This window comes from Sphingobium lactosutens DS20 (assembly GCF_000445105.1).
GTDB classification, from domain to species: domain Bacteria; phylum Pseudomonadota; class Alphaproteobacteria; order Sphingomonadales; family Sphingomonadaceae; genus Sphingobium; species Sphingobium lactosutens.
In genome coordinates this window covers 84,077-97,356 of sequence record NZ_ATDP01000075.1, presented here as the reverse complement: position 1 = coordinate 97,356, position 13,280 = coordinate 84,077, and the positions used below count along the sequence as shown (strand labels likewise).

General features: G+C 62.4%; 13 protein-coding genes and 1 pseudogene. 4 read left to right on the top strand and 10 right to left on the bottom strand.

Features of this window, described 5'->3' with window-relative positions:
• Positions 1 to 2: 2 nt before the first annotated feature.
• From RLDS_RS35845 to rpsB, 6 genes are all read right to left on the bottom strand, one after another.
• Positions 3 to 782 (bottom strand): phosphatidate cytidylyltransferase, encoded by a 780-nt coding sequence (locus RLDS_RS35845; protein ID WP_031297726.1) that lies wholly within the window; start codon positions 780 to 782, stop codon positions 3 to 5.
• Between the two features lie 3 nt (positions 783 to 785).
• Entirely contained in the window at positions 786 to 1,565 is a 780-nt protein-coding gene (locus RLDS_RS35840; RefSeq protein WP_021225278.1) for an isoprenyl transferase, read from the bottom strand.
• 44 nt (positions 1,566 to 1,609) lie between these two features.
• Complete coding sequence (gene frr / locus RLDS_RS35835) at positions 1,610 to 2,167, bottom strand: ribosome recycling factor (protein ID WP_021225277.1); 558 nt, start codon at positions 2,165 to 2,167, stop codon at positions 1,610 to 1,612.
• A gap of 6 nt (positions 2,168 to 2,173) precedes the next feature.
• A complete protein-coding gene (pyrH, locus tag RLDS_RS35830) occupies positions 2,174 to 2,899 on the bottom strand; it encodes a UMP kinase (RefSeq protein ID WP_021225276.1) in 726 nt (241 codons plus the stop codon).
• A gap of 208 nt (positions 2,900 to 3,107) precedes the next feature.
• On the bottom strand, positions 3,108 to 4,034 hold the full coding sequence (gene tsf / locus RLDS_RS35825; RefSeq protein WP_021225275.1) for a translation elongation factor Ts: 927 nt from the start codon (positions 4,032 to 4,034) through the stop codon (positions 3,108 to 3,110).
• Between the two features lie 111 nt (positions 4,035 to 4,145).
• Positions 4,146 to 4,904: a 30S ribosomal protein S2 gene (gene rpsB, locus RLDS_RS35820; protein ID WP_009822321.1), complete on the bottom strand. Its 759-nt coding sequence runs from the start codon at positions 4,902 to 4,904 to the stop codon at positions 4,146 to 4,148.
• Between the two features lie 255 nt (positions 4,905 to 5,159).
• On the opposite strand from rpsB, the gene RLDS_RS56475 reads away from it, so the two are divergent.
• A complete protein-coding gene (locus RLDS_RS56475; protein ID WP_031297723.1) occupies positions 5,160 to 5,393 on the top strand; it encodes a hypothetical protein in 234 nt (77 codons plus the stop codon).
• Between the two features lie 3 nt (positions 5,394 to 5,396).
• Here the strand turns inward: RLDS_RS56475 and RLDS_RS35810 are convergent, their stop codons facing one another.
• Together RLDS_RS35810 and RLDS_RS35805 are read right to left on the bottom strand one after the other, a co-directional pair.
• Complete coding sequence (locus tag RLDS_RS35810; protein WP_031297721.1) at positions 5,397 to 6,122, bottom strand: CDP-alcohol phosphatidyltransferase family protein; 726 nt, start codon at positions 6,120 to 6,122, stop codon at positions 5,397 to 5,399.
• A gap of 70 nt (positions 6,123 to 6,192) precedes the next feature.
• Positions 6,193 to 6,927, bottom strand: coding sequence for a phosphatidylserine decarboxylase (locus tag RLDS_RS35805; protein WP_021225272.1), 735 nt, complete (start codon positions 6,925 to 6,927; stop codon positions 6,193 to 6,195).
• A 155-nt stretch (positions 6,928 to 7,082) separates the two neighbouring features.
• Between RLDS_RS35805 and RLDS_RS35800 the strand changes: the two genes are divergently transcribed.
• The 3 genes and pseudogenes from RLDS_RS35800 to RLDS_RS55885 all read left to right on the top strand — a co-directional run bounded on the left by RLDS_RS35800 (position 7,083) and on the right by RLDS_RS55885 (position 10,856).
• Entirely contained in the window at positions 7,083 to 8,306 is a 1,224-nt protein-coding gene (locus RLDS_RS35800; protein WP_021225271.1) for an NADP-dependent isocitrate dehydrogenase, read from the top strand.
• A 216-nt stretch (positions 8,307 to 8,522) separates the two neighbouring features.
• Entirely contained in the window at positions 8,523 to 10,136 is a 1,614-nt protein-coding gene (locus RLDS_RS35795; protein ID WP_021225270.1) for a GNAT family N-acetyltransferase, read from the top strand.
• Positions 10,137 to 10,770: 634 nt separating this feature from the next.
• Positions 10,771 to 10,856 (top strand): annotated as a pseudogene (locus tag RLDS_RS55885).
• A gap of 590 nt (positions 10,857 to 11,446) precedes the next feature.
• Here the strand turns inward: RLDS_RS55885 and nagZ are convergent.
• Together nagZ and RLDS_RS35780 are read right to left on the bottom strand one after the other, a co-directional pair.
• Entirely contained in the window at positions 11,447 to 12,460 is a 1,014-nt protein-coding gene (nagZ, locus tag RLDS_RS35785) for a beta-N-acetylhexosaminidase (RefSeq protein WP_021225268.1), read from the bottom strand.
• 91 nt (positions 12,461 to 12,551) lie between these two features.
• On the bottom strand, positions 12,552 to 13,265 hold the full coding sequence (locus RLDS_RS35780; RefSeq protein WP_021225267.1) for an SPOR domain-containing protein: 714 nt from the start codon (positions 13,263 to 13,265) through the stop codon (positions 12,552 to 12,554).
• Between the last annotated feature and the right edge of the window lie 15 nt (positions 13,266 to 13,280).

Below are 13,280 nucleotides of genomic sequence, written 5' to 3'. Positions count from 1 at the left end.
GCTCAAACAGCCTGCGCCAGAAGGATGTAGCACAGCGCCGCCAAGGGTGCCGCAGCCACCACCCCGTCCAACCGGTCCAGCACGCCGCCATGGCCGGGCAGCATCGTGCCGCTGTCCTTGACCCCGGCGCGGCGCTTCATCGCGCTTTCCAGCAGATCACCCAGTTGCGCCGCGACCGCCAGCAGTCCGCTCGCCGCCGCCAGCTGGATCGGCAGGCTGGCAAAACGGTGCAAAAGGAAACCAAGCATCAGCGCCGCCAGCACGCCCCCCGCGAGGCCCGACCAGGTCTTGGACGGGCTGATCCGGGGCGCCAGCTTTGGCCCACCGATCGACCGTCCCGCAAAATAGGCGCCGATATCGGTCGCCCACACCAGCCCGAGCGCCCAGAAGGCGAGCAGCAAGCCATAAGCATAAGGCGGCTGACCCCGCAGGAACAACAGGGCGGTGACGGGAATGCAGATATAGGGGACGCCAAGCGCCAGCACGATATTGCGGCTGGTAAAGGCGATGAAGAAGAAGGCCGCCGCCCCGGCGATCAGCACGGGCCAGTCGATGCCGGCCGCCAATGGACACAGCAGCGCCAGGGGAATGGATATAGCGAACATGGCGGCCTTGCGCTGCTCTGCGGTGGCGCGGGTCAAATCGCCCCACTCGCCCTGCATCAGCACGCCCGCAACCACCAGCAGCAGCCAGAAGATAATCCCGCCGGCCAGCAAAGCGCCCAGCGCCATCGCAATCAGCGCGACGCCAACGATGGTCCGGGTCCGAAGGTCGCTGACCATCAATTACAATCCGCCAAAGCGGCGGTCCCTCATGCGAAAGGCGTCCAGCGCCTGCCCGAGCGCCTGACCGTCGAAATCGGGCCAGAGCAGGTCTGTAAAATAAAGTTCGGCATAGGCCGCCTGCCAGAGCATGAAGTTACTGAGCCGCAATTCGCCAGACGTCCGGATGAGCAAATCAAGTGGGGGCAGTCCTGATGTGTCCAGTTCGCCGTCGATGTCGGCAATGCCGATATCGCTCGCGACCAGTTCGCCGCGCGCCACCTTCTGCGCGATACGTTGCGCCGCGCGCACCATTTCATCCTGTGCGCCATAGTTGAGCGCGATCGCGATGACCGGGCCGCTATTGCCGGCGGTGCGCGCCATCGCGCCTTCGATCAGCGTCACCAATGACGGATCGAGCGCACGGTAATCCCCGATGACCTTCAACCGCACGCCATTTGCGTGAAATTCGTCAATATCGCTCTGGATGAAATGCCGCAGCAGCCCCATCAGGTCGGCCACTTCGCTCGCCGGTCGTTTCCAGTTTTCCGACGAAAAGGCGTAGAGCGTCAGGCATTCCAGGCCCATGTCCTGCGCGGCGCGCGCGACCCGGCGCACCGCCTCCACCCCCGCGCGATGCCCGGCGATCCGTGGCAGCAGACGCTTTTTCGCCCAACGCCCATTGCCGTCCATGATGATGGCGACATGGCGCGGTCCGGAAGACGGCGTCGCGACGCCATCGACGGCGCGGGCGCCATCGGCTGACGCGATGCTGGACAGGTTGGACTGGACGTGTGTGGCCATCAGGAAGACAATGCGTGCGTTGGCCGCGAAAGGAAAGCCCCGGCTTACTGGCCGAGAATTTCCTTTTCCTTCGCGCTAGTCATCGCATCGATATCAGCGATGGTGGAATCCGTCAGTTTCTGCACTTCGGTTTCCAACCGCTTACGCTCATCCTCGCTGATTTCGCCCTTCTTTTCATCGGTCTTCAGGCTGTCCATGCCGTCGCGGCGGACGTTGCGCACGGCGACGCGAGCGCCTTCGGCATATTTGCTGGCCAGCTTGGCCAGTTCCTTGCGGCGTTCTTCGGTCAGGTCCGGAATCGGCAGACGCAGCGTCTGTCCGTCGACGATCGGGTTGAGGCCCAGGCCCGCCGAACGGATCGCCTTGTCGCACGGGCCGACATTGCTCTTGTCCCACACCTGCACCGACAACATGCGCGGTTCGGGCGCGGACACGGTCGCGACCTGGTTGAGCGGCATATGCGCGCCATAGACTTCGACCGTCACGGGATCGAGCAGTTGCACGTTGGCGCGGCCGGTGCGCAGGCCGGTCAGGTCGCCCTTGAGCGATTCAACGGCGCCCGCCATGCGGCGTTCCAGATCGGCTTTGTCATATTGCGGCATGAGTCTTCAACGCTCCTGATTTTGCACGATCGTCGCCACGCCTTCGCCCGCCAGCACCTTGGCCAGATTGCCGGTCTCGCGGATGTTGAAGACGACGATGGGGATATTATTTTCGCGGCACAGGGCAATGGCGCTGGCGTCCATCACCTTAAGATCGTCATTGAGCACCTGGTCGAAGCCGATGCTGTCATAGCGGGTGGCGTCAGCAACCTTTTTGGGATCGGCATTGTAAATGCCGTCGACACTGGTCCCCTTGAACAGCGCATCACAATTCATCTCGGCCGCGCGCAACGCTGCGGTGGTGTCGGTGGTGAAGAAAGGGCTGCCGGTGCCGGCGGCGAATATCACGATCCGGCCCTTTTCCATATGCCGCTCGGCCTTGCGCCGGATATAGGGTTCGCACACGCTGGCCATGGGAATGGCGGACTGGACGCGTGTGTCATAGCCCAGTTTTTCTAACGCATTCTGAACGGCAAGCGCGTTCATGACCGTGGCGAGCATGCCCATATAATCGGCGCTTGCCCGGTCGAAGCCCTTGGCCGCGCCAGCGAGGCCACGGAAAATATTGCCGCCGCCGACGACCACGCAGATTTCGAAACCCGCATCCTTCGCCGCCGCGATTTCGCCCGCGACGCGCGCCACCGTTTCCGGCTCAATGCCGAACTGCCCCTGCCCCATCAGCACTTCGCCGGACAATTTCAGCAGGATGCGCTTGTAGGCGGGCCGGGTCATGCGAGGCGAGAATCCTTGGTTCGGGTTTAGGGAAGCGGCCGGACATTAGAAGGGCCGGGCCGCAATGGGAAGGGCGATTGTTGCTGGCAGGCCGCTTATCCCCGCCGGACGGGGAAAGGGACGTCAATGACGCCCGACCATCACATGTAAAAAGAGGAGCGACCCTGCGGCCGCTCCCCCCTTTACCATATCACTGCGAAACGGCGGCTCAGACGCCGGCGGCAGCAGCCACTTCGGCGGCGAAGTCGCTGACTTCCTTCTCGATGCCTTCGCCCAGCTGGAAGCGGACATAGGATTTCAGCGTGATGGTCGCGCCGGCATCCTTGGCTGCCTTGGCAACGACGTCAGCCACCGGGGTCTTGTTGTCCATCACGAACAGCTGGCTGAGCAGCGCCTGTTCCTTGGCGAACTTGGCGACCGCGCCGTCGACCATCTTGGCGACGATTTCGGCGGGCTTGCCGCTTTCCGCCGCCTTTTCAGCCGCGATCGCGCGCTCGCGCTCCAGCAGAGCCGGTTCGATATCGTCGGCCGACAGCGCCAGCGGGAAAGCGGCGGCGATATGCATCGCCAGCTGCTTGCCGAGCGGCTCCATGACGTCGGCCGGCGCATCGCCTTCCAGCGCGACCAGCACGCCGATCTTGCCCAGACCGGGCGCAGCGGCGTTGTGGACGTACGGGACGACGACGCCCTGGCTCACTTCGACATGGCCGACGCGACGGACATTCTGGTTTTCGCCGATGGTGGCGATGTTCGACACCAGCTTTTCATTGACGGTGCCGCCACCGGGATAGGCAGCGTTGGACAGCGCTTCAGCATCGGCAGCGCCGGTTTCCAGCGCAACCGTCGCGACGGTGCGGACGAAATCCTGGAACTGGTCATTCTTGGCGACGAAGTCGGTTTCGCTATTCACTTCAACCGCAACGCCCTTGGTGCCGGCGACGGCGACGCCGACCAGACCTTCCGCCGCGGTACGGCTGGACTTCTTCTGCGCGGCGGCCAGGCCCTTGGCGCGCAGCCAGTCGGTCGCGGCTTCCAGATCGCCATTGGCTTCGGTGAGCGCCTTCTTGCAATCCATCATGCCCGCGCCCGAACGGTCGCGCAGTTCCTTGACGGCGGCAGCGGTAATCTCGGCCATGTTTCGGCTCCTAAGTTTCGATGTTTCAAACAAGCGGTATTTAGATGCACACTAGGGCGCGTTCCGGTGGAGCGCGCCCTAGCCTGTCATGTTTGCAGTTGCGCGACGCTGTTAGGCTTCGGCGGCAACCTGCTCGACTTCGGGCTCGTCCAGAGCGCCGATATCGACGCCCGACGCCTGCTGCGCACCACGGTTGCCCTTGGTGGCGGCGGCGGCGACGGCTTCGCAATAGAGGCGGATCGCGCGGCTGGCGTCATCATTCGCCGGAACCGGGAAGGCGATGCCGTCAGGCGAGACGTTCGAATCGAGGATCGCGACGACCGGAATGCCCAGCGTGTTGGCTTCCTTGATCGCCAGCTCTTCCTTGTTGGCGTCGATCACGAACATAACATCGGGGATGCCGTTCATGTCGCGGATGCCACCCAGCGACAGTTCCAGCTTCTCACGCTCGCGCGTCATCTGGAGCACTTCCTTCTTGGTGAAGCCGTGAGTATCGCCCGACAGCTTTTCCTCAAGGGTCTTCAGGCGCTTGATCGAACCCGAAATCGTCTTCCAGTTGGTGAGCATGCCGCCCAGCCAGCGGTGGTTGACGAAATGCTGGCCCGACTTGCGCGCGGCGTCCGCGATGGGATCCTGCGCCTGGCGCTTGGTGCCGACGAACAGCACCTTGCCGCCGGCTGCGACGGTCGCCGACACGAAGTCGAGCGCACGGCCGAAGAGAGGCACGGTCTGGCTGAGGTCAAGAATGTGGATGCCGTTGCGCTCGCCGAAGATGTACGGCTTCATGCGCGGGTTCCAGCGGTGGGTCTGGTGGCCGAAATGGGCGCCAGCCTCGATCAATTGGTGCATGCTGACGACAGGGGTCGCCATAATCTTTCTCCTTCCGGTTGCTACCTCTGGGAATCGGGAACCGTCGCACGGCCTGAAAGGCCGGTCTGGCACCGGATATGGTGATTCCCATGTGGAATGGGCGCGCCTTTATACGTCCGGCGTCCGAAAGGCAAGGGTTGACAACCGCCTTATTCAGGAACATAAGGTGAACAGACGGAACAAATACGGTTAACGGCCGTTCAACCCGTCATAGTGAGACATGCCGTGCAAATGGCAAGACAGAAAGTGACGATCATGTTCACGCTTGTTGCCGCAACCTTGTTTTCCGCCGCATTCCTGCTGGCTGCCGGAACCATCGCCTGGATGTTCGCAGCCTATCATGACAAGATGGTTGCGGCCCTTCTGTTTCAGCCCATCCCTCAGACGCCGCAAGTCTATCATATTCGCGTCAGTCGTCCGCGCGTGACGCATCGTCTGCGCGCGGCAGGCGCACCCTCGCCGACGCAGGCTCCCCTGTCGGCGGCGTGATCTTCACACTGACGCAGCGGCGTCCCGCTGTTTCCTGACGCGGGCATAGGATAGGACGCCAAAGGGGATGAGCGCGACATATCCCGCACACAGGATCAATAATGTCAGCCAGGGGTCGGTGACGAGCAACGCCGCCAGCAGGCCGGCAACCGCGATGGCTTCCAGCCGGATGCGCTTGCGAAGGCGCAAGGCGGACCAGCTATAGGTCGCGATGCTGGATATCATCAGGAATGCCGTGAACGCCGTCCACGGCGCGACAATATACCAGGCCCGGAAAATGTCGGCGCCTGTCACCAGCCAGAGATAAAGCGGCACGAAGGCCAGCCCCGCCCCCGCCGGCGCGGGCACACCCGTCAGAAAGCCTGCCGATTTGTGCGGCTGTTCATCCGCATCGATATTCGCGTTGAAACGGGCGAGCCGCAGCGCACAGGACAGGGCATGAGCCAGCGCGAAAATCCATCCAAATTTCGGCATGGCGTGCAGCGACCAGAGATAGAGGATCAGCGCCGGCGCAACGCCGAAGGCGATCGAGTCCGACAGGGAATCGAGTTCCGCGCCGAACCGGCTCTCTCCGCGCAGCAACCGGGCGATCCGTCCGTCGAGTCCATCCAATACGCCGGCGAACAGAATCGACAGGATGGCCCGTTCCCATTCGCCGGAGATGCCGTAGCGTACCCCCGTCAGCCCGAAGCAAAGCGCCATGGCCGTGACGGCATTGGGCGCCACCATGCGCAGCGTGATGCCGCGACGCAATCCGCGCGGGATGGCGCGACGCTGACGGCTCATGACCGGCCCGCCATCACTGCTGGATACCCGGCACGACGCGCGCGTCGCCAATCTGTCCCAGGATGGTTTCGCCAGCCACGGTGCGCTGGCCCAGGATGACGCGCGGCGCGGTGCCGGCGGGCAGATAGACGTCCACCCGACTGCCGAAGCGAATAAGGCCGATACGCTGGCCCGCGGCCACCATGTCTCCCGGCTTGACGAAGGGCACAATGCGACGCGCGACCAGACCGGCAATCTGCGTGAAGCCGATGCGCAGCCCGTCATGCCGCTCCACCAATATATGTTGCCGTTCATTATCCTCGCTCGCCTTGTCGAGATCGGCGTTCAGGAACTTGCCCGAAATATAGACGACCGACTTGATCGTCCCGCCGATCGGCGTGCGGTTGATATGCACATCGAACACGCTCATGAAAATCGACACGCGAATGAGCGGTTGATCGCCAAGGCCGTCGACCCCCGCCATCTCGCGCGGCGGCGGAACCCGCTGGATCAGTGTGACAAGGCCATCGGCCGGCGCGATGATCGCGCCTTCATCCTGCGGCACGGCGCGCACGGGATCGCGGAAAAAGGCGAAAACCCAGATCGTCACCATCAGCATCAGCCAACCGACAATGTCCCAACCAACCAGAAACAGCACTGCGGTGATCGCCGCGGCAATCAGGCCGAACTTCATGCCTTCGGGGTGGACCGATGGCCAACGCCATTTGACATTGCCGCCAGCGGCGATCGTGATTTCGTTATTTTCCATGGACTCGTCTTAGGCAGAGACTGATGCGCTGACAACGACCGATGCCGCCTATGGCTCCCCGCATGCGCTTACGCGGCTTCCGCAGTTGAACATTGCCGCCGCTTTGCCTAGGGCGATGGCAAATTCCACCCGAGAGAAGAAAGCGAAGACGCGCTATGGCGAAGATCAAGGTGAAGAACCCCGTCGTCGAGATTGACGGCGATGAAATGACCCGGATCATCTGGGAATGGATCCGCGAGCGCCTGATCCTCCCCTATCTCGACATCGACCTTAAATATTATGACCTGTCGGTCGAGAAGCGCGACGAAACCAACGACCAGATCACGATCGATTCCGCCAACGCGATCAAGCAATATGGCGTCGGCGTGAAATGCGCCACCATCACGCCCGACGAAGCGCGTGTCGAGGAATTCAACCTCAAGCAGATGTGGAAGTCGCCCAACGGGACGATCCGCAACATCCTGGGCGGCGTCGTTTTCCGCGAGCCGATCGTCATTTCCAACGTCCCGCGCCTGATCCCCGGCTGGACTAAGCCGATCGTGGTCGGCCGTCATGCCTTTGGCGATCAGTATCGCGCGACCGATTTCAAGGTGCCGGGCGCTGGCAAGCTGCGTCTGGTGTTCGAAGGAGAGAATGGCGAGACGATCGACCGCGAAGTGTTCGACTTCCCCGGTTCGGGCGTCGCCATGGCCATGTACAACCTCGACGATTCGATCCGCGACTTCGCGCGCGCCTCGTTCAACTATGGCCTGAACCTCAAATGGCCGGTGTACCTCTCGACCAAGAACACGATCCTCAAGGCCTATGATGGTCGCTTCAAGGACCTGTTCCAGGAAGTTTTCGAGACCGAAGGCTTCGACCAAAAGTTCAAGGACGCCGGCATCGTCTATGAGCATCGCCTGATCGACGACATGGTCGCCTCCGCGCTCAAGTGGAGCGGCGAGTTCGTGTGGGCATGCAAAAATTATGACGGCGACGTCCAGTCGGACCAGGTGGCGCAGGGCTTTGGCAGCCTTGGCCTCATGACCTCCGTGCTGCTCTCCCCCGATGGCAAGACGGTCGAGGCCGAAGCCGCGCACGGCACCGTGACGCGCCACTATCGCCAGCATCAGCAGGGCAAGGCGACGTCGACCAACCCGATCGCGTCCATCTTCGCCTGGACCGGCGGCCTCAAGTTCCGCGGCAAGTTCGACGAGACACCCGATGTCGTGAAGTTCGCCGAAACGCTGGAAAAGGTCTGCATCCAGACCGTCGAAAGCGGGAAGATGACCAAGGATCTGGCGCTGCTGATCGGCCCGGAACAGGCGTGGATGACCACCGAACAGTTCTTCGAGGCGATCCGCGTCAATCTCGAAACCGAAATGGGCAAGTGGAACTGATCCCGCTCGCCGCGGTTTCAATACGCTAACGGAACGAGGCGGCGCCGGGCATCCGGTGCCGCCTTTTTCTTTGTGACTCACGTCTCAAGGCCGTTCGTCCTGAGGAGCCACTGAGCGAAGTCGAAGTGGCGTAGCGAGGGCCTTCGCGCAAACGGCCCTTCGATACGGGTCATCGACAAGCTCAGACCCTACTCAGGGCGAACGGAGATAAAAACCATGACCACCACCGCCAAGAAGCGCCTCGAGGTCCGTGCGGCCGTTCCTTCGGATGTGCGGGGCATCCAGCGGCTGATCGCTCGCGCCTATCCCGGCATGCCCAATTATTCGCTGGCGACGATCCGGGGGCAGATCAACAATTTCCCCAATGGCTGCTTCGTCGCGCTCTATGACAGCAAGGTGGTCGGCTATTGCGCGACGATGCGCGTCAGCAAGGCGATGGCCTTTGCCCGGCATGATTGGGAGGAAATCACCGCCAACGGCTTTGGCACACGCCATAGCGCGGCCGGCGAATGGCTGTACGGCTATGAAATGGCGGTCGATCCCAAGCTGCGCGGCCTGCGCATCGGCCAGCGCCTGTACGATGAACGCAAGGAGCTAGCAGAGGAGCTGGACCTGCATGGCATCGTTATCGCCGGCCGCATGCCCGGCTATGCCAGAGCCAAGCGGCGCGCCGGCAGCCCGCAAGACTATCTGGACAAGGTCGTCACGGGAAAGATGCGCGACCAGGTCATCAGTTTTCAGCTGAAAAATCAGTTCGAGCCGCTGGGCGTACTGGAAAATTACCTGCCCGAAGACAAGCAATCGGACGGCCATGCAGCGCATCTGGTGTGGCGCAACCCCTATGTCGACCCGGACGAAGCGCCCGAAATGCGGGTGCCCCGCGGTGTGGAAAGCGTCCGGCTCGCCACCTGCCAGTTGCAGGCGCGCGCGGTCGAGGATTTCGACGAATTCATTCGCAACATTGAATATTTCGTGGATGTGGCGGCGGATTACCGGTCGGACTTCATCATCTTCCCGGAACTCTTCACCCTGCCCCTGCTGTCGTTCGAAACCAAGAAGCTGTCACCCATGGAGGCGATCGACAAGCTCACCAATTACACCCCGCGCCTGACGCGGGAATTGGGGCGCATGGCGCTGGAATATAATATCAATATCATCGGCGGATCGCATCCGACGCGCGCCGAGGATGGCGACATTCAGAACATCGCCTATGTCGCCCTTCGCGACGGGTCGATCCATACGCAAGAAAAAATCCACCCCACCCCCAACGAAGCCTTCTGGTGGAACATCAAGGGCGGGGATTCCCTGGACGTCATCCAGACCGACTGCGGCCCAATTGGCGTGCTCATCTGTTACGACAGCGAATTTCCCGAACTGGCACGGCGGCTGGTCGACCAGGGCGCGCGCATCATCTTCGTCCCCTTCTGCACCGATTCGCGGCTGGGCTATATGCGCGTGCGCTATTGCGCGCAGGCCCGCGCGATCGAGAACCAATGCTATGTCGTCATGTCCGGCAATGTCGGCAACCTGCCCAATGTCGACAATATGGACATCCAATATGCCCAGAGCGCGATCCTGACGCCCTGCGACCTGCCTTTCGCGCGGGACGGCATCGCGGCGGAATCGACCGAGAATGTCGAAACGCTGACCATGGCCGACGTCAACCTGGCCGACCTCAGCTGGGCGCGGTCGGAAGGCACGGTGCGCAACCTGCGCGACCGGCGGTTCGACCTTTATCATATCGACTGGGACAACAATCCCGACAATGGCCATGCCCCCAGCGGCGGCCCGGTGCCGGCCGGCGGGCATAACGCACCGGGGGGTGGGTGAGAGTTGATTGAATGCAACCGGAAGCAGTCACCCCACGCCCGTTCAGGCTGAGCCTGTCGAAGCCCTGTTCTTTTCTTTCGGGCACTTGGCGACGACCAAAAGCGGCGGCCAAATCCTCCCCCGCAAGGGGACGGGGACCACGAAGTGGTGGAGGGGTCTCACCCTGTCGAGAGCGGACACCCTCCGTCTAGCCTAAGGCCAGCCACCTCCCCTTATAGAGGAGGATGGTCTGGAAGGGACCGTTTCTAGCCGTTCGATTGCTCTGAGCAGCATCCGAATTGCAGACAATGGACGAGCTGCTATTATGCATCGATGGACAAGCCCCGCTTCCGACGTTGGCTCGGCTATAACTACCTGCCTCTCAATCTCACGGCGTGGCTGACGATTGCCGCCCTTCTTTTGATCGAGGCCCCTCTAATGACGTTGTCATTTCACGTTGTGCCTGAAAGTTTGGAATGGTGGGGTCTGGCGATATTATCGTTCGGCATTTTCTTCACAGGGTGGGCATTCATCCATTGGCATTCGGAATGAAGCAGCCGGTCAGAAATCGACCATTTATCGTCATCCACATGAGCAATAGGCCCGCTTGAAACCGGACATTGCCGAGATGGCTATTGATTCGCTAAATGGCCGCGCCAGCGTGACGGAATTGGTAGACGTATCGCTACAGCGATCCTTGCCGTGAGGTGGAGGTGCGGGTTCGATCCCCTGCCGCTGGCATAAATCGACCATTTCTTGCAGCTCGGCTTAAAAGTCCTTGAACCTGATAGCTGACGTTTATCACTTAAGACCGCACAGCCACGAAATTCCGGCTGCCGATACTTCAAGAAAGGGGAGATTGCTCACCTGCCGCCACGGTGTCCGTGACGTGTCGTATTCGATTAGGTGGTAGCGTCGCCCGCAAGTCCGCCAACTTGTACAAGGGCAAACATTCGGCGCTTGATCCCATGGGAGGTTAGCTAATCGCTGCAATTCATCTATTGCGTCGATCTTGCTCTCAAACGACCCAACGTGTTCGGCGTGTGGCTCATCTTCTATGACAAACATGCTGCAACCCAAATCCAATTTCAGCGGCAGGTACACACTGATTATGTGCAACACCAGCAAGTCCGCAATCCACCCACTCCGTCATTCCCGCAATCGTGGGGATGACGACATGGAACACATGGTCCGCTTCCCACCCAACTCTGTCATTCCCGCGAACGCGGGAAACCATCTCTCGACTATACCCGACGTGCCGCGCTGGAACATGGATCCCCGCCTTCGCAGGCATGACGACATGAACCAGGCTGTCCACCCTTCTCACCCAATCAACCCGCCACCGGCTCCAGCAGCTGATCGCGCGTTGCCAGCAATTGCTCCAAGGGCGGCTTTTCACCTCCCCGTGTTACGCTCGCCATGGCGCGGTCCAGCCTGGCGCGCGACAGATCGCTCATCTCCGGCAGTTTTTCGGCGATGCCGACCATGTCCTCCATCCGCCCCCAGCAATTGAGCGCCAGATCGCATCCGGCCGCGACGACGGCGGCGGCGAGGTCGGGGATGGAGCCTTTGAGCGCCTTCATGTCGAGATCATCGGACATCAGCAAGCCGTCAAAGCCAATGCGTTCCCGGATGATCCCGCCGATCACCGCAGACGACAGGCTTGCCGGCCGGTCGGCATCCCAGGCGGTATAGACGACATGCGCCGTCATCCCCATCGGCGCGCTTCGCAATGTGTGGAAGGGCGACAGGTCGCTTTCCAACGCCTGCGCGTCGGCGGTGACGACCGGAAGTTCCAGATGGCTGTCCACGAGCGCGCGGCCGTGGCCGGGCATATGCTTGACGATGCCGACCACGCCGCCAGCCGCCAGCCCCTCCAGCACAGCGCGCCCCAGCGCGGCGACGCGCATCGGCTCAGCCCCCAGCGTGCGGTCGCCCATGATGTCGCTCGCCCCATCCTGCCGCACGTCGAGCAGCGGCAGAGCGTCGACCGTGATCCCGACTTCCGCCAATGTCAACGCGATGGCATGGGCATTGGCATGGGCCGCGGCGATCGCGCTGGACGGGGCGACATCATAGAGCCGGTCGAAGATCGCGCCGGGCGGAAAGCTGGGCCAGACCGGGGCCTGCATCCGCGCGACGCGCCCGCCCTCCTGGTCGATCATGATGAGCAGGTCGTCACGGCCATGGAGCGATCGCAGATCGTCGGTGAGCGCGCGAACCTGCGGCCGGTCGGCGATATTGCGTTTGAACAGGATGTAGCCCGCCGGGTCCGCCTCGGCAAAGAAGACGCGTTCGTCGGGGGTGAGGGTTTCGCCGGACAGGCCAAAGATGACGGGTTTCATGCGCGGATATCTAACGCCACCCGTTGACCCTGTCGAAGCGCAAATGACGCACCGGCCATAACCAGCGGTGCGTCCCCGACGCCGCTGCCCGTCAGTTGACGACCAGGCAGCTTTCCCCGGCTACCTTCAAGCGACCGCAGATGGTCGCCGCCTGCGCGCCGGCGCTGGCGCGCAGGCGATAGACGGTGCCGCCACCCACCTCGGCCGATTCGACCGTCATCGCCAGTGGCGCCAGATAGGCGAACCGCTTTGACAAGCGGCCCCAGGCATCCTTGGCGCCCGATGCGCTGCCATAGGCCCCAAGCTGGATCGTCCCGCCCGCGGCCTTGGCCTGTTTGACCGGCGCGGCCTGTTGCGACGTTTCGTCCGTTACCGGTGCCGATACGCTCTGCCCCGCCTTGGGCGCGACGGAGGGTTTGGCATTGCCCGGCGCGGGCGCGGTGCCAGTGATGGGCGCTTCGGGCACGCGGCTGGGGTCGATGCGTCCATCGCGCGCGACGCCCTCACTCGCGGCAAAGCTGGCATCGCCTTCGCCGGCAAATTTGCGGGCGTCGGCCTCGTTCGCCGGAATCTTGTAATTGCCTTCGGGCGCGGCGATCAGTTCGCCAGCGCCGCCCGCGCCATTGCGATTTTGCGCCCACCAGATGCCGGCGACGACTCCGCCGATCAGCAGCAGGCCAAGCAGGATCAGTCCGAGCATGCGGAGCGGCGAAATCCGCTCCTCTTCCTCGTCGATCGCCGGTTCCAGCCAGGGCAGCCGATCGTCGTCGTCCAAATCCAGTCGGCCCCGCGCATAGTCGCCCATCGTCAGAATATCCCG

Coding starts and splice junctions, on each gene's coding strand:
- RLDS_RS35845 (WP_031297726.1), bottom strand. CDS start 782: ATGGTCAGCGACCTTCGGACCCGGACCATCGTTGGCGTCGCGCTGATT.
- RLDS_RS35840 (WP_021225278.1), bottom strand. CDS start 1,565: ATGGCCACACACGTCCAGTCCAACCTGTCCAGCATCGCGTCAGCCGAT.
- frr (WP_021225277.1), bottom strand. CDS start 2,167: ATGCCGCAATATGACAAAGCCGATCTGGAACGCCGCATGGCGGGCGCC.
- pyrH (WP_021225276.1), bottom strand. CDS start 2,899: ATGACCCGGCCCGCCTACAAGCGCATCCTGCTGAAATTGTCCGGCGAA.
- tsf (WP_021225275.1), bottom strand. CDS start 4,034: ATGGCCGAGATTACCGCTGCCGCCGTCAAGGAACTGCGCGACCGTTCG.
- rpsB (WP_009822321.1), bottom strand. CDS start 4,904: ATGGCGACCCCTGTCGTCAGCATGCACCAATTGATCGAGGCTGGCGCC.
- RLDS_RS56475 (WP_031297723.1), top strand. CDS start 5,160: ATGTTCACGCTTGTTGCCGCAACCTTGTTTTCCGCCGCATTCCTGCTG.
- RLDS_RS35810 (WP_031297721.1), bottom strand. CDS start 6,122: ATGGTGGCGCCCAATGCCGTCACGGCCATGGCGCTTTGCTTCGGGCTG.
- RLDS_RS35805 (WP_021225272.1), bottom strand. CDS start 6,927: ATGGAAAATAACGAAATCACGATCGCCGCTGGCGGCAATGTCAAATGG.
- RLDS_RS35800 (WP_021225271.1), top strand. CDS start 7,083: ATGGCGAAGATCAAGGTGAAGAACCCCGTCGTCGAGATTGACGGCGAT.
- RLDS_RS35795 (WP_021225270.1), top strand. CDS start 8,523: ATGACCACCACCGCCAAGAAGCGCCTCGAGGTCCGTGCGGCCGTTCCT.
- nagZ (WP_021225268.1), bottom strand. CDS start 12,460: ATGAAACCCGTCATCTTTGGCCTGTCCGGCGAAACCCTCACCCCCGAC.
- RLDS_RS35780 (WP_021225267.1), bottom strand. CDS start 13,265: ATGGGCGACTATGCGCGGGGCCGACTGGATTTGGACGACGACGATCGG.